This window comes from Pedobacter sp. ok626 (assembly GCF_900100435.1).
GTDB lineage: Bacteria > Bacteroidota > Bacteroidia > Sphingobacteriales > Sphingobacteriaceae > Pedobacter.
This window is the reverse complement of sequence record NZ_FNEX01000001.1, coordinates 509,436-525,962: the sequence shown is the minus strand read 5'-3', so window position 1 is coordinate 525,962 and position 16,527 is coordinate 509,436. Positions and strand designations below refer to the sequence as shown.

Here is a 16,527-nt window from a genome sequence, read left to right as displayed (position 1 = left end):
ATAAAGAAACCTTCCAAGGCTAAAACACGCCTTAAGAGAGATTGGTTAACTTTTAATTAAAATTAAACAGCAGAATGATAAGGATTAATTGGGTTTTTAAAAAAAAGGCTTAAGTTTGTAATATGAGGTATCTAGCTTTCATATTCACCATATACGTAATGGCCCTGTCCGCATGGCCATGCTGTGGTAATGAAACAGATCTTCCCTCGAGCCATGAAGATGCATGTTATTCCGCTTCGGACAACCATACAGAAAAACATGAAAGCCCACATGCCTGCTCACCATTTTTCCATGCCAGTACTTATCATGCTTTTGTAGCTTCAGCTACGGCAAATAAAGTCCCTGCGCTTGTCCTGGATGAACGAAATAACAGTTTCCCGGATTACCTCGATGTTGCTGTTAGCTTATTTCCTGGCGACATTTGGCAGCCCCCTCAATGGGTATAATTAATTTCAGATTTTTTCTTTTTAATTATTAACCCAGGCATTTTCATGGCAAAAATTTGCTATTGATCTGCTGTAATTAACATCATTATATGTTTAATAAGATTATTTTATTCTCAATAAAGAATAAACTAGCGATTGGCATAATGACCCTGGCATTAGTCATATGGGGGATTTATTCCTTAACAAGATTACCTATTGATGCGGTGCCCGACATCACCAACAATCAAGTACAAATTATCTCCCAAGCCCCAAGTCTGGGTGCACAAGAAGTGGAGCAATTCATTACAGCACCGATTGAGCTGGCCATGGCCAATATTCCCAATGTGATCGAGAAACGCTCTATTTCGCGTTCCGGAATATCCGTAATCACCATTGTTTTCGAAGATGACACTGATATCTACTGGGCAAGGCAACAAGTTTCCGCACAACTAAAAGAAGCCGAAAGCATCATTCCTGATGGTATGGTAGAGCCTACGTTGGCCCCTATCACCACTGGTCTCGGTGAAATTTATCAGTATGTGTTACACACAAAAAAAGGCTACGAAAATAAGTATACCGCTACCGATTTAAGAACCTTGCAAGATTGGGTAGTGAGAACTCAGCTTGCCGGAACTAAAGGCGTTGCCGAAGTAAGCGGCTGGGGAGGTTATGTAAAACAGTATGAAATTGCATTAGACAATGAAAAACTGAATGCCAATAATGTAACCATTTCTCAGATTTACGATGCGCTTAAAAACAACAATGAAAACACTGGAGGTTCCTATATTGAGCAACAAAGCAATGCTTATACCATCCGCGGTATCGGTCAGGTTAAATCCCTGGACGATATTGAAAAGATAGTAGTTAAAAATGTTGGCGGCGTTCCAGTACTGATTAGAGACATTGGAACAGTACAATACGGCACCGCAACAAGATATGGCGCGGTAACTAGAAACGGAACTGGTGAAGTTGTAGCTGGAATTACGCTGATGCTAAAAGGTGAGAACTTCAATCAGGTGATCTCAAACGTAAAGGAACGGATCACACAAATTCAAAAAACCTTACCTGAAGGAGTAGTCATAGAACCTTACATAGACCGTACCGAACTAGTTGGTCGCTCCATCAGTACAGTTCAGAAAAATCTGATTGAAGGAGCCCTGATTGTAATTTTCGTTCTTTTGCTCCTACTTGGAAACTGGAGAGCTGGTCTGATTGTGGCTTCAGTAATTCCATTATCCATGCTATTTGCCTTTTCTATGATGCGTCTTTTTGGGGTGTCTGGTAACCTGATGAGTTTAGGTGCTATAGATTTTGGTCTTATTGTAGATGGTGCGGTAATTATTGTAGAAGCGATTATATTCCGGCTCACAGAAAGCAAGCTTTTTAAAGACACACCAAGGTTAACCCAGCAACAAATGGACAAAGAGGTTTTTACAGCTTCTTCCAAAATCAGAGCGAGCGCAACTTTCGGCGAAATCATCATCCTTATTGTATACCTACCCTTACTCTCATTAGTAGGTATTGAAGGCAAAATGTTTAAGCCTATGGCCGAAACCGTAGTTTTTGCCATTGTTGGTGCCTTTATTCTTTCTCTCACTTATGTACCAATGGTAAGCGCATTATTTTTAAGCAAAAACACGGAACATAAAAGAAATATATCCGACAAGATCATGGATTTTTTCAAACGTGTGTACAAACCCATGCTAGAAAAGGCGCTTGGTTTTAAAAAGCTAGTCGTAGCTATAGCCATTGTCTGCTTTGGTTTTACCTTATGGGTATTTAGCAATATGGGTGGTGAATTCCTACCTCAGCTTGAAGAAGGAGATTTAGCCGTTGAGATTGCCATGGCTCAAGGGACCTCACTTACACAAGTGGTAGAAACATTCAGCAAGGCTGAGAAAATATTGAAAGATAAATTTCCAGAGGTAAAACAGGTCGTAACAAGGATTGGAAGTGCAGAAATACCAACTGACCCGATGCCGATTGAACGTGGTGACATGATGGTTGCTATGCTGCCTAAGGAGGAATGGACCTCTGCCAAAACCAAGGAAGAAATGTCGGAGAAAATGGAAGAAGCATTATCCATTTTACCGGGTGTAAGTGTTGAACTTACTCAACCCATGCAAATGCGTTTCAACGAACTCATGACTGGTGTTCGGCAAGATGTAGCCATTAAAATTTATGGTGAAGATCTGGATGTGCTGGTAGAGGAAGCCAATAAAGTTTCCAAACTGATAGCCCCTGTAGCCGGTGTAAGTGAGCCTTTTGTGGAACAAGTAACCGGACTACCACAAGTATTGGTGACTTACGATAGAGATAAAATCGCACAATATGGATTAACCATTGGCGATATCAATAGTATTTTAAAAACCGCTTTTGCCGGAAATGTGGCCGGAGTAGTATTTGAAGGTGAAAAACGCTTTGACATGGTGGTACGTTTGCAGCGCGACCTTCGGGAGAACATTTCGAGTATAGAGAACTTATATATCCCCCTTCCATCTGGCAATAAAGTCCCGTTAAACCAGGTGGCAAAAATCGAGCTTAAGGAAGCTCCTGCCCAAATCTCACGTGAAGATGGAAAAAGACGTATTTACGTGGGCTTTAATGTTAAAGGAAGAGATGTAGAACGTACTGTTGCTGAAATTCAACAGATACTGGAAGCAAAATTAAAACTGCCATCGGGTTATTACATTACCTATGGTGGCCAGTTCCAAAATCTTAAAGAAGCAAAAAGCAGACTTTCAATAGCAGTTCCGGTAGCCATGCTTTTAATTCTGGCCTTGCTTTATTTTACCTTCAGATCTCTCACACAAACCGTATTGATCTTTACGGCCGTTCCATTATCAGCTATTGGAGGCGTATTTGCCTTATTACTTAGAGGTATGCCTTTCAGCATCTCGGCCGGAGTTGGTTTTATTGCCCTGTTTGGTGTTGCTGTATTGAATGGAATTGTACTCATCTCCTATTTCAATCAATTGAAAGAAGAAGGCGTTACCGACGTTTATAAACGCGTAATGCAAGGTACAGCAGTAAGACTTAGGCCCGTAATTATGACCGCTGCAGTAGCTTCATTAGGCTTTTTACCAATGGCCTTATCAGGTGGCGCTGGTGCTGAGGTTCAAAAACCCTTAGCTACTGTAGTGATTGGTGGTTTACTTTCTGCAACGCTACTTACCCTATTTGTACTGCCTTGTCTTTATATATTGGTTACTGACCGTAAAAAGAAACTAAATATGCCTACAAAACCTTTAGTAATGATCTTGTTGATTTTTGCAGGATTAGGATTTACAGGTTCCGCTAAGGCACAACAATTGCCTATCTCTGCGGATACAGCTGTTGCTCTTGCCTTAAAAAACAACCTGCAATTAAAGTCCTCCGGATTAGCAGTCGACCAGTCGAGGGCCATGCAGAAAACCGCTTTTGATCCAGGAAAAACTGCATTCAGCGTTTCTCAGGATCCTACAGGTGGCGGTAGTAATGACAATTCCATCTCTGTCTCTCAAAGCTTTGCCTGGCCAGGGTTTTATAAAAACCAGAAAAAAGTACTAACTGGACAAACCGGCCTAATGGAAAAAACTGGTAATTACACCAAATCGGAAATTACCCGAGACACCAGATTGGCCTACTATAACCTGCTTTACAGTATCAATACTTTAAAAGTATTGGAATTGCAAGACAGCATCTACCGCAATTTCATTAAAAAATCAGAGCTCAGATACAAAGTAGGTGAAACATCTAATTTGGAGTTGATTACTGCAAAGAACAAGTATCAAGAAGTGCAAGCCTTAAAAAAGGCAGCCGAAGCTGACCTGGCTATCCAACAGTTAAACCTTCAGCAATTGCTGAATTTAACAACAACCATCAGCCCTACTGAAAAAGTACTGCCAGTACTTACGTTAACTGAAACAGGAACAAATGGAACTGATAATAGTCCACTGATTGATGTATACCAACAACAAATAGCAGTGGCTAAGGCAAAAATTGATTTAGAACGTTCACGCGCCATGCCTGATCTTACGCTTGGTTACGCGCAACAATTCGTGATTAAATCTTTCAATCCAGCAAATGTTGACCGTAGTTATACCCCGGGAACCCGTATTGCTGGTATCCAGTTAGGTATTGCTGTGCCCATATTCAATGGTGCAGGCCGTGCCAGGGTAAATAACGAGAAAATTGCGGTACAAATTGCAGAAACAGATTATCAACGGATGCAAAACCAACTGACCATGCAATACAAGCAAGAGCTTCAAAATTACGCCCAGCACAAAAGCATAGTAGATTATTTTACTTCCGGTGGCTTAAAACAAGCCGATGAGCAGCTGCGTATTGCACAGGTATCTTACGATCTGGGAGAGATTGGTTATATTGAGTTTATTCAAAATATGGCCTTAGCTGTACAAAGCAAGCTCAATTATCTTCAAACTGTTAACCAATTGAACCAATCAGTTATTCAATTACAATTTTTAAAAGGGAACTAATCAAATGAACGCAACATCATATATCAAAAGAAACATAGCTGTACTCATATGTTCAGCATTTATCACGGCCGCAATCAGTTCGTGCGGCGATACGACAAAGAAAAACGAAACAACAACTGAAGATGCACACGATCACGGCGCTGAAGGCCATGAAGAACACAGTGAAGCACTTGAGCTGAGTCAGGAACAAATGAATGCCGTAGGTATTGTGATTGGGGAAATTGAACAAAAGAACCTGACTGCTGTAGTAAAAGCAAGCGGACAATTAGCTGTACCACCACAAAATGCGGCCCAAATCAACGTACTTACAGGTGGAATCATCAGAAAGATCAATGTAATTGAAGGCCAGCGCGTAAGTAAAGGACAGGTATTGGTGACCATTGAAAATCAGGACTTGATCAAACTTCAACAGGATTACCTGACCGCTAAAAGTGGCTTTAGTTTCATAGAAGCCGAGTACAACCGTCAGCAACAGCTAAAAGCAGCTAATGCAGGTACCGGTAAGGCTCATCAACAGGCAGAGGCCAATTACAATGCAGAACGTGCAAAACTTAAAGCCCTGGAGCGTCAACTTCAGCAATATGGAATTTCCGTTAGCCGCATTGCTTCAGGAAATATTACCTCGCAAGTACCCGTTACCGCTCCTATCAATGGTACTATAGGAAAAATTTCAGCCGAAACCGGCTCTTATGCACAACCAGGTGTCTCGATCATGGATATTGTAGACAACTCTAAAATCCATGCAGATCTGATTGTATTTGAAAAAGACTTGTCCAAGATTAAAGTGGGACAGAAAGTTGATTTCCGATTAACCAATCAAAAGAATGAGCAAATTGAAGGGCAGATCTACGGCATCAACAAATCATTTGAAAATGATAGCAAAGGAGTGGTTGTACATGCTGTTATAAAAAAACCAGGCGCCAATCTCATCCCAGGGATGTACGTAACCGGCCTTATCGGCGTGGGTACTGAAACAACCAGCGCTGTACCGATTGATGCAGTGGTAAGATCCGAAGGCAAAGAATTCATCTTTGTGGTTGATGAAAGCGCCAAAGCCGCACATGAGGAAGAACATGATCATGCACATAAAGGAGAAGCAGAAGAAAAACATAAAGAAGAAGATGCAAAAGACCAAAATTCAGTGCATTTCAAAAAAGTTGAAGTAACTACCGGAGTTTCAGAGTTAGGCTATATCCAGATCACTCCCGTAGAAAAATTACCTACTCATGTTAAAGTAGTTACAAAAGGGGCCTTTTATTTGCAGTCAAAATCATCAGGACCAGCAGAGCATAGCCATTAATTGAACATTAGCATAAAGCATATGATAAAGGACGCAGAAAGCAGACTTAAAGCCAAGCAAATTAACCCTACCGCCATGCGTTTACTGGTATTGGAGTTTTTAACGAAACAATTTGCGGCTATAAGTTTAAATGATCTTGAAAAAGGCATGGCTCCATCCGACCGTATCACCCTATACAGAACACTAAAAACTTTTGAAGAGAAAGGTTTAGTCCATAGCATAGAAGATGGTAGCGGCGCCACCAAGTATGCTTTATGCGATGAAGATTGTGATGCTGAAAACCATCACGATCTTCATGTTCATTTTTATTGCAATAATTGCAAAGAAACCTTTTGCCTACCCAACACCAGCATTCCAGAACTGGCCTTACCTGAAGGGTTTAAACAACAGGAAATGAACCTGATTATTAAAGGTGTTTGTAAAGTTTGCAATAGCATTGCATAATGTCTTACCTTACCTTTGACATATAACTTAAGGTAATGAAGACATCAAATATAAATTCTGACTGCTGTGGAGCAGAAGAACTCAAGCATAAACATCATCACAACAATCAGCCAACAGCTGTAGCACATGAACATAGCGATGACGATGGGCATAACCATGGCGCCGAAGCCCCTCAAAGTTGGACCAGTCACTGGCCATTATTAACTGCACTTACAATTGTAGTGGTAATGATGGTGTTAGAATATGGTTTCCACATCACCTTTAACAATCTGATACAACTACTCATCTTTATCCCCGCTTACTTCCTTGCCGGATACAATGTGTTGGAGCTAGCTTTTAGAAAAGCCATAAGATTTGATTTTTTTAATGAATTCTTTTTAATGAGCGTGGCTACGATTGGCGCTTTCGCCATTGGCTCTTATAGCGAAGGTGTAGCTGTAATGGTTTTCTATTCTATAGGCGAATGGTTTCAGGATACTGCCGTAAGTAATGCAAAACGAAGCATTAAAGCCCTACTGGACATTAGACCCAATGCAGTTGACGTAATCAGAGATGGAAAAGTAATGACTGTTGATCCTACTGAAGTAGCGATTGATGAGACCATCCAGGTAAAACCCGGCGAAAAAGTAGCATTAGATGGAATACTCTTATCAGACAAGGCTACCTTTAATACCGCAGCATTAACAGGTGAAAGTAGGCCCGATAATAAAGTTAAAGGCGAAATTGTACTGGCCGGAATGATTAACCTGGAACAAGTTAGTACGGTTAAGATTAAAGCTGCTTTTAAAGACAGTAAGCTGAGCAAAATATTAGAAATGGTTCAGGATGCTACTGCACGAAAATCGCAGACTCAATTGTTCATTTCTCGTTTTGCCAAAATATATACCCCCATTGTATTTGCACTGGCCGTGATGGTTGTGCTCCTACCCATGCTCTTTGTTACAGATTATGTGTTTAGAGATTGGTTATATAGAGGTTTAGTATTCTTGGTCATCAGTTGTCCTTGCGCATTGGTGGTTTCCATCCCACTGGGTTATTTTGGTGGAATTGGTTTAGCTTCAAAAAACGGGATCTTGTTTAAAGGATCAAACTTTTTGGATGTAATGACCAAAGTAAATGCCATCGTGATGGATAAAACTGGTACCCTGACAAAAGGCGTATTTGAGGTTCAAAAAGTGGTGGCCAATAATTTTGACGAAAAGGAATTGATCGCACTAACCGCAGCTATAGAAAGCAAATCTACCCACCCTATTGCGCTTGCTGTAGTTAAATACGCAGGGAAGGTGTCTCATGACATCAAAATTGGACACATAGAAGAAGTTGCAGGCCATGGTCTTAAAGGGACAATAAACGATAAAGCCATACTTGCTGGAAACACCAAGCTGCTTACAAAATTTGGTGTTGATTACGACCATAGTATCGACAGCGAAGCGGATACCATTGTAGTGGTTGCCGTTGATGGCAAATATGCAGGTTACATTACCATTGCCGATGAGATTAAAGAAGATGCGAAGCAAGCCATTACTGATTTGCACCGTTTAAATATCCAAACCGTTATGCTTAGCGGTGACAAACAAAGCGTAGTCGATAAAGTGGCCAAACTATTGGGCATAGACAATGCCTTTGGCGATCTGTTACCTGAACATAAAGTGAAAAAAGTAGAAGCGCTTAAAAAGGAAGGCAAGCACCTGGCCTTTGTAGGCGATGGTGTGAATGATGCCCCGGTTGTAGCCCTTGCCGATGCAGGAATTGCCATGGGTGGTCTGGGGAGTGATGTGACAATAGAAACCGCTGATATTGTAATTCAGAACGATCAGCCTTCTAAAATTGTAACCGCTATAAGAATTGGAAAGATAACCAGAAACATTGTTTGGCAAAATATAGCTTTAGCTATGGGCGTTAAAATCATTGTTTTGATTTTAGGTGCCGGTGGCGTAGCTACCTTATGGGAAGCAGTAATTGCCGATGTTGGCGTAGCCCTTTTAGCTATTTTAAATGCAGTACGTATTCAGCAAATGAAGCTGTAAATGCATTGCCAATCGAATTTATAGATCTGCTAATAACACATATTAAAAAATCGGTTTTTATGACGCAATTGCATATGCAATTATAAATTCAAATGAGAACCAAATCAATCTTAGCTATCTGCATTCTTTTTGTTGCAGGATTAACTCTTTCCTTCGTAAAAGACAAAGTATGGACCTCTAAATTCTTAAGGGTAAACAAAGATGGTAGCATTACCTATATCCCCGATGAGAAAGGTAATATCATTCCCGATTTTAGTCTTGTAGGCTACTATCACGGTTTAAAAGAAATCCCACCAGTTAAGGTTGTAAAAACCGTTTCTCCGGTAAAAGGCGATGCAGGTAGTGCCATTCAGCAAGCCATTGATGAGGTATCCGCCATGCCAGTTGGAGCCGACGGTTTTAGAGGTGCAATCCTGTTAAAAAAAGGTGATTATTCGATTGCAGGCACACTCAACATAAAGGCTGATGGCATTGTTTTAAGAGGTGAAGGAAATACCGCTCAAGGCACCAGGTTAATTGCCGCTGGTAAAGGTTTACGTTCACTAATCGAGATTAAGGGAAAAGGAAAAATTTCAGAAGTCGGCAGCAGAGTAAAAATTACAGATACTTATGTACCAACAGGTGCAAAATCTTTTCAAGTGGCTTCTTCGACAGGTTTTAAGGCTGGTGACAAGATCATTGTGTATAGACCTGGAACAGAAAACTGGATCCATGACCTTCAAATGGATAAAATTGTGGAGAGAAATGGCACTAAACAATGGAAACCGGAAGCCTATAACCTAAGTTACGAAAGAGAAATTGTAGCTGTGGATGGTAATAAAATCACGATAGACAATCCTATTGTAATGGCCATGGAAGAGCAATATGGTGGCGGCTTAATTTTTAAATATGAATTTAAAGGACGTATAAAAGAAGTTGGCATTGAAAACATCTATTTTGAATCTGAATACGCGAATGACACAGATGAAGATCATGGTTGGATTGCTGTTGATTTTGATCGCATAGAGAATGCCTGGGTAACTGGGGTAACCTCGCGCTTCTTTGGTTACTCTTGCGTAAGTTTAGGTGGCGATGCAAAAAATGTAACAGTAAAGGCTTCAAAATGCCTGGATGCAAAATCGGTAATTACAGGTGGCAAAAGGTATTCGTTTAACAATAACGGACAACAGAACCTCTTTATGAACCTGGAAACTACTGAAGGTAGGCATGATTATGTTACGGGTGCAAAAACATGTGGTCCTAACGTTTTTTACCATTGCAAATCACGGAATACACATGCGGATATTGGGCCACACCACCGCTGGTCTAGTGGTACTTTATACGACAACATTGACACTGATGGTGAAATTAACGTACAAGATCGCGGCAACTGGGGAAGCGGTCATGGTTGGGCTGGTGTTACTCAGGTTGTATGGAATTGCAAAGTTAAAGGTGCTGCCATACAAAATCCATGGGTGTCAGGCAAAAACTATGCGGTTGGCATACAAGGGACGAAAATGAAAGGACGCTTAGATGGAAAGCCTGATGGAGAATGGGAAGGCCTAAATAAAACTGACCTTCAGCCCAGCTCCTTATATGAAGCTCAACTGAAGGCCAGATAAATCTTACCTGGATAAGACATCGTCGATCATTCCAAATTCCTTAGCTTCAGCTGATGACATCCAGTAGTCACGGCTGGCAGCTTCGTTGATTCTTTCGTAAGGCTGTCCACTGTGTCGGGCGATGACCTGATAAAGCTCTTTTTGTACTTGCAATACCTGCTTAATCGATATATCCATATCTGTCGCTGTCCCCTGGGCTCCGCTTGATGTCTGATGGATCATCACACGGGAATGTTGCAAAGCAGAACGTTTTCCAGCCGCACCGGCACAAAGCAATACAGCGCCCATAGAAAGTGCTATTCCTGTACAAATCGTAGCCACGTCTGGCGCGATAAACTGCATCGTATCGTAAATACCCAAGCCAGCATACACAGATCCCCCAGGTGAATTGACATACAGCTGAATATCTTTTTCAGCATCTGTCGACTGCAGAAAGAGCAATTGAGCTTGTATTACATTAGCGTTTCTATCGTCCACAGCCTCACCCATAAAAATGATGCGATCCATCATTAAACGGGAAAATACATCCATCTGAGCAACATTTAATTGCCGCTCTTCTGTAATGTAAGGTGTCATAGCAGTAGGCCCCACCATAGCCGAGGTTCTGGAAATGTAATTATCTACATACAAGCTATTAATGCGATGATGTTTTACAGCATAGCTGCGAAATTCCTTCTTGTTCATATTCTTTTTTTAGATTAAATCGGGCATAGCATTGCCCTTGCCCATGATCTGGACATTATAAACTTGTCATTAAATTAAAATGGTTTACTTACTAAAGAACTGTTTAATCCGCTCGCTGAAGGAAAAATTTTCAGGCGAGGTAAATAGTTTTTGATGTACCTGCCTGATTTCTTGGCGAAGCTGTTCCCTACCGTAGGTTTCAATCAAGCGATACGTTTTCTGCTGCCAGTACACGCTTTCCTGAAGATCAGGCTGTAGTATCTGACGAGCCTGCATCAATACTTTATCTTCTGCATTGGCATCTCCTAACAGAAAATCTTCAATTAACTGCAGCTCATTCAAGGATGTCTTCATAGCTTATTGATTTTTCTTTTACAGTTTCTTTAACTTTTTCGAGGCATTTAAATTTCTGAACCGTAGCAGAGCGTGGCCCTGAAAAGCCAAACCGCTCAGCAATATTTTCCATCTTTAGCTTCTCATAATAAAATGCACTCAGCAACTGCATACATTTCTGACCTGAGGTTTGTAAAAGCTGAAACAATCGGGATGCAGAGACCTCCTGATCATCAGAATTGAACAAGCCAACCTGTTCGTCAAAATCAGCATCGAGTTCATCAATCGATACCTGCTTTCCAGTTTCTTTATATCGTTTGTTCCACAGGTGACGAGCTATGCCAAACAGGTAAGCTTTATCGCTATGCTTCAGGCTCAGTTCAGCACGTATTGTTTTCTCATAATAAATGATCAATGCATCCTGAAAAATGTCCTGGGCTTCATCCAATGAACCACCCATCCTGCTGATGTGTTTTGCTACCAGCGGAAAAGTAGTCTTGTACAATGTCGTAAGCCAGGCTTGGCGATCATTATGTGATGTATCTTCCTTTAATTTTGTGGCCATGATTACTATGTTTTAATAGTATGTGCACATTTAAAGTCAAATATCACCAAAATATGAGAAAATTTTATCTGGCTTTTAGAATAAAGTCGACTATAGGCTGTGGATTAGGCAAACTATGTGGATGATGCTTTCCTTCGGGCTTATGAATAATTCTAATATCCCCCCCAGCTTGCTTTATTTTCGCTGCAAATGGCAGGGTATTCTCAGACATAGGAACCAACTCATCCATATCGCCACAAACATGAAGCATTGGATATTTACCTTTAACGATCTCCTTAATTTTATCTATCGGACTTCCGGCAAAACCTGCGGCCTGCTCTTCTGTAGCATAACCATAATCCTTTAAAAAGATATCCCATTCCTTTTTACTTCCTGGCCCTATCCCCTTACCACCTGGCCAGCTCTTCAAATCCAAAACCGGATTATCGACGTATACGCAGGCCACTTTTGTAGGATTGGCAGCAGCCCAATTATAAGCATACAACCCACCGCGACTCATTCCTTCCAGTACAGCTTTTTTAGCAAAGCCCATTTTCTGCAACTGCTTATAAAAATCATTCCAGATTCCAATAGCCTCTGTATTACCAAACAACTCAGCTACATCGCAATACACCACATAAAAACCTCTTTCCAACAGGGCGATATCAGTTTGCGGCTCATGCCCCCAAAACCGAGCTCTCCATATCCATGGCGTACCTTTGGCCACTTCTTTTGGTGCTACTATCTTTGCATTATGACCTTTAAAATCAAATGAGAAGCAATTGTATCCATAGAAATTACTTTTTTCTGCCCGACCAATTAAGCCATTGTCAGCCGGAACAGCTTTAGTTTGCAGCTTAATAAAGTCATACAATCGCGAAGCGATAAACCCAGCACCAACCGCATTGGGATGAATTTTATCTGCCAATAGCTCTTCCTTATCTGCAAACAAACTATATAAATCAAGTACCGCTAATTTATCATCATAAGCTACCTTTTGAATCATAGGAATCATACTCGCTTTGAGATAGCTTCCTGAAATACCAAATTTCTCATCCGAAAAAGCTTTTACAGGTAACAATAAAACCACCTTCGGATGACTCGGCAATTCCAAAAAACTCCGGATCATATCATGATAATCCTGCTCAAAATCACCCATCATAGGTCTATTCACCGCTTTACTATCATTGGTTCCCAGTTTAATAAATACCAAATTGGGATTACTCAATAATGCCTTCTGATATTCTGGCGTATTCCAGTACGGTTTATTACCCTTTTTAAGCATCGTAGCCCCACTCACACCAAAATTAAACACTTCATAGCCCGAGCCTAATAAAGTCTGTAGTTGAGCAGGATACGACTCCTGAGCCCTATTCTTTAAGCCAGATCCATAAGTGATGCTATTCCCAATACAAGCGATACGTATTTTCGATTGTCCAAAAGAATTCCCTACTAGCAAGAATAGCCCCCAAATAAGGATGAGCCTAACGATATATTTCATTTCTATTTGATTATTAGCCTCTAATATAAGCATCCATTTTAGCCGCCCAAGCTAGTCGCCTAGCTTAGAGAAAAATTACTTTCTCAGAAAGAGCCTAGCGTTCTTCGCTCCTTCAGCGAAGTAATGCAGCTCTTGAAGAGAACAGTTATTTTTTATTTTAAACGTAAAGACAATTGCGCTTCAAACAGTGATTTTGGCAATACCGTTTCCCCCTGCATTTCTACTAATCCAGCATTATCAAACGTAACCGGCTTATTAGAAGTAAAGCCAACAATGATTGGTGCTGCAATCGTATAATTCCTACGTCTGCTCATGTCCCAAAAATTATAATGCTGGTCCTTATCAGACTTATGATGAAAATTCCATAGTACCAATTCCCTACCATGATGCGGATGTCCTGGTTCAGGGCCTCCTAGATTATAAAAAACACCACCGTCAATATCATCATAAAGCGTAGCATAAGGCTGTCCAGAATGAATATCAAAGTTCTGATCGGTACCTAATGAGCACTGTGTAACAACTGTGCCCACCGCACTATATCCTGTTCCAGCACCATGGTGTTGCGCAGCATTAAAAGTACAATGTTTCACCAGCACACCGTAGCCTGTACGTGCGTGCACAGAAGCATGGCCTTTTTTACCCCTAAAGTGTGTATTCTCTACAGTAACCTGATAACCTGAGCGTATGAAAACCCCCTCATTCCAATCATGAAACTCACAATTGCGAACCCAGCTATTCTTTACAAACTCCATACCTACAGCTTCATAAGCATAATCATGAATCTCATTTTTATGGTGAATAAACTCTTCAGGATAATTTTTCCAATTGCTGGTAAATAAAACATCTTCTACACCACAATGATTAATAGAATTATAAGATTCTATGGTCCAATTGGCAGACTTAACCATTTTAATATCGATGTGAATAGGATTTTTAAAAGTCACCTTATCACCTTCAATTTTAGTGATCGTATGGATTTCATAAATCAACATCCCACCTTTATCACCAAATAACCTTGTCCATTGTGGTTTTAAGTCTAAGGGAGCAAAATAAAGCTTTGTAAATTCCTCACTTTTGTGACGAACAGCTACATCCTGACCAACTTTAAGTTTTGAAGGATCTTTTACGACAACCGAAAAGGTTTCACGTCCGGCATCCTTAACGATGGTTGCTAACTTTTCAACTTTATTCTCTTCGGGTTTAAACAAAAACTGTCTGCCATTAATTCTCTTATTGGCCTGATAGATTTCTGTCCCCCCCTTCCCACTTCCACTACCTTTTAAAACGATATTACTTTTAGTTATCCTGATTTGCTTAGTCGCATCCTCATCTGCTGCTATTAAGTATTTACCCGCTGAGAAAAATACTACACCACCGCCAGGATTCGCTTCAGCTGCATCTATGGCCTTTTGAATAGCTACATCATCAAACTGATCATCATTGGATTTTGCACCATAATCATCTACCTTAAAATACTTTTTATCACTAACAGAAGGGAGTGGTATTTCAGAAAACCCATAGCCCGCATATGAAAAATCAGGGAGTACTGCTGTACCCCCTGATTTTTTAGCTTTGACAAAGTCTTCCCATAAAGGGGCCGTTTTTTGTGCCTGAGCAGTTACTGCTAAGAGCAATACGTTTAAAACAAGAATTATTCTTTTCAAAATCTTATTAATCTAATGCGCCTGTTTTCATTTCTTTCTTAGGTTTTGTCTCTACCTGATGAGCTATTGCCCCTTCAAACTCAACCTTTATCACACTGGCAATTTCGTCTGGTGCTGTCGCTGGTACATTGATGGTTAGCCCATCACCTTTGATTTCTGTTTGCAACTTAGCTTTTGAAGCCAATAATGTTGCCGACAAAACTTTATTATTTACACCTGGAATAACCAATTGTCCATTCGCAGGCCAGTTAAACACAGAAAAATAAAGCGTAGTGCCTTTTGGCGTTTCTTTTCTTGTGCAACGACCCCAACTTAAAGGTGCCAATGGACTCGATTTAGTGCCGTATATAGCTTCGCTATTGATCTTCATCCAGCCACCTATAGTTTTCAAACGATCTACACTTTCCTGCGGAAATGTCCCATCAGGCTTAGGGCCAATATTCAATAAATAGTTACCGCCTTTTGAAGCAATATCAGCCAGGTTACGGATCAAGGTTTCCGTAGATTTCCATTTATGATCTGAAGTTCTAAAGCCCCAGGTACCATTCATGGTCATACAAGTTTCCCAATCCATCCCATCCAATTCGGCCTGACTAGGTATTTTTTGCTCAGGAGTTTTGGTATCACCCGGGAAATTCGGACGTTTTAAGCGATCATTAGTGATAATTTGTGGTTGCGATTTTAGTGCTGCTTGTAGTTTTAAAGCCGCCTCATCCGTCATGTTTGTGGGTGTATCCCACCAAAGCACAGCTACATCTCCATAATTAGTCATCAATTCCTTAACCTGTGGTACAGCTACCTCATCAATGTATTGATCAAAAGTTTTAGTCATCTGAGCCGGATCCCAATGACCTTTATTCGCTAATGTATAAGCATCAATTTTAGCAGAATCCGGATTCAACCAACCTTCTCTCATTTCTTTTCTTGCAGCAGATCCACCTGGGTTGTTCCAATCCTGAGCCTGAGAATAATAAAAGCCCAACTTAATGCCATATTTTTTACAAGCAGCGGCCAATGGAGTTAACAAATCTTTACCATAAGGAGTAGCGTCTGTAATGTCCCATTTGCTTGCTTTAGAATTAAACAAAGCAAATCCATCATGGTGTTTTGCAGTAATGATAATGTATTTCATTCCCGCCTCTTTTGCCATTTTCACCCATGCATCCGGATCATACTTTACCGGATTAAAGCTTTTGGCCATTTCCTGGTATTCAGCAACAGGAATCTTAGAACGGTTCATAATCCATTCTGCTCCACCCCTTAGCTGCTCGTGTCCTTTATAAACACCCGCAAACTGTGCATACACTCCCCAATGGATAAACATACCGAATTTGGCATCTCGCCACCAAGCCATTCGTTCATCCTTTGTTAATGCCTTCTGGCTGTACGCAGACTGGCCTAATACTAAGAAAGCCGCTACTATTAAAAGTACTCTTCGTTTATACATGATTCGTTCTATAATTTGGTTTTACTAACTCCTAATTTAGAGAATATCAATTGATCAATATTCAGCGGAATTGGCTCAA

At 40.6% G+C, this 16,527-nt stretch carries 12 protein-coding genes; 6 read left to right on the top strand and 6 right to left on the bottom strand.

What is annotated here, in order from left to right; translation table 11 throughout:
- Positions 1-122: 122 nt before the first annotated feature.
- The 6 genes from BLS35_RS01775 to BLS35_RS01750 all read left to right on the top strand — a co-directional run bounded on the left by BLS35_RS01775 (position 123) and on the right by BLS35_RS01750 (position 10,275).
- Complete coding sequence (locus BLS35_RS01775) at positions 123-446, top strand: hypothetical protein (protein WP_090777151.1); 324 nt, start codon at positions 123-125, stop codon at positions 444-446.
- A gap of 89 nt (positions 447-535) precedes the next feature.
- On the top strand, positions 536-4,903 hold the full coding sequence (locus tag BLS35_RS01770; RefSeq protein ID WP_090777150.1) for a CusA/CzcA family heavy metal efflux RND transporter: 4,368 nt from the start codon (positions 536-538) through the stop codon (positions 4,901-4,903).
- A gap of 4 nt (positions 4,904-4,907) precedes the next feature.
- Positions 4,908-6,203, top strand: a complete 1,296-nt coding sequence (locus BLS35_RS01765) for an efflux RND transporter periplasmic adaptor subunit (protein WP_090777148.1) — start codon at positions 4,908-4,910, stop codon at positions 6,201-6,203.
- Between the two features lie 21 nt (positions 6,204-6,224).
- Complete coding sequence (locus BLS35_RS01760) at positions 6,225-6,647, top strand: Fur family transcriptional regulator (RefSeq protein ID WP_090777146.1); 423 nt, start codon at positions 6,225-6,227, stop codon at positions 6,645-6,647.
- A gap of 35 nt (positions 6,648-6,682) precedes the next feature.
- On the top strand, positions 6,683-8,674 hold the full coding sequence (locus tag BLS35_RS01755) for a heavy metal translocating P-type ATPase (RefSeq protein WP_090777144.1): 1,992 nt from the start codon (positions 6,683-6,685) through the stop codon (positions 8,672-8,674).
- A gap of 92 nt (positions 8,675-8,766) precedes the next feature.
- Positions 8,767-10,275 (top strand): hypothetical protein, encoded by a 1,509-nt coding sequence (locus tag BLS35_RS01750; protein WP_090777142.1) that lies wholly within the window; start codon positions 8,767-8,769, stop codon positions 10,273-10,275.
- Positions 10,276-10,278: 3 nt separating this feature from the next.
- On the opposite strand, the gene BLS35_RS01745 is transcribed toward BLS35_RS01750, so the two are convergent.
- From BLS35_RS01745 to BLS35_RS01720, 6 genes are all read right to left on the bottom strand, one after another.
- On the bottom strand, positions 10,279-10,959 hold the full coding sequence (locus BLS35_RS01745) for an ATP-dependent Clp protease proteolytic subunit (RefSeq protein ID WP_090777140.1): 681 nt from the start codon (positions 10,957-10,959) through the stop codon (positions 10,279-10,281).
- 84 nt (positions 10,960-11,043) lie between these two features.
- Complete coding sequence (locus tag BLS35_RS01740; RefSeq protein ID WP_090777138.1) at positions 11,044-11,313, bottom strand: hypothetical protein; 270 nt, start codon at positions 11,311-11,313, stop codon at positions 11,044-11,046.
- Positions 11,294-11,857, bottom strand: coding sequence for an RNA polymerase sigma factor (locus BLS35_RS01735; RefSeq protein ID WP_090777136.1), 564 nt, complete (start codon positions 11,855-11,857; stop codon positions 11,294-11,296). The genes BLS35_RS01740 and BLS35_RS01735 overlap by 20 nt, the downstream gene beginning before the upstream one ends.
- A gap of 64 nt (positions 11,858-11,921) precedes the next feature.
- Positions 11,922-13,337 carry a GDSL-type esterase/lipase family protein gene (locus BLS35_RS01730; protein WP_090777134.1) on the bottom strand — a complete coding sequence of 472 codons (1,416 nt, stop codon included), beginning with the start codon at positions 13,335-13,337 and terminating at the stop codon, positions 11,922-11,924.
- Positions 13,338-13,489: 152 nt separating this feature from the next.
- Positions 13,490-15,001: a DUF4955 domain-containing protein gene (locus BLS35_RS01725; protein WP_254778604.1), complete on the bottom strand. Its 1,512-nt coding sequence runs from the start codon at positions 14,999-15,001 to the stop codon at positions 13,490-13,492.
- A gap of 7 nt (positions 15,002-15,008) precedes the next feature.
- Positions 15,009-16,448 (bottom strand): alpha-L-fucosidase, encoded by a 1,440-nt coding sequence (locus BLS35_RS01720; RefSeq protein WP_090777132.1) that lies wholly within the window; start codon positions 16,446-16,448, stop codon positions 15,009-15,011.
- Positions 16,449-16,527: the final 79 nt, after the last annotated feature.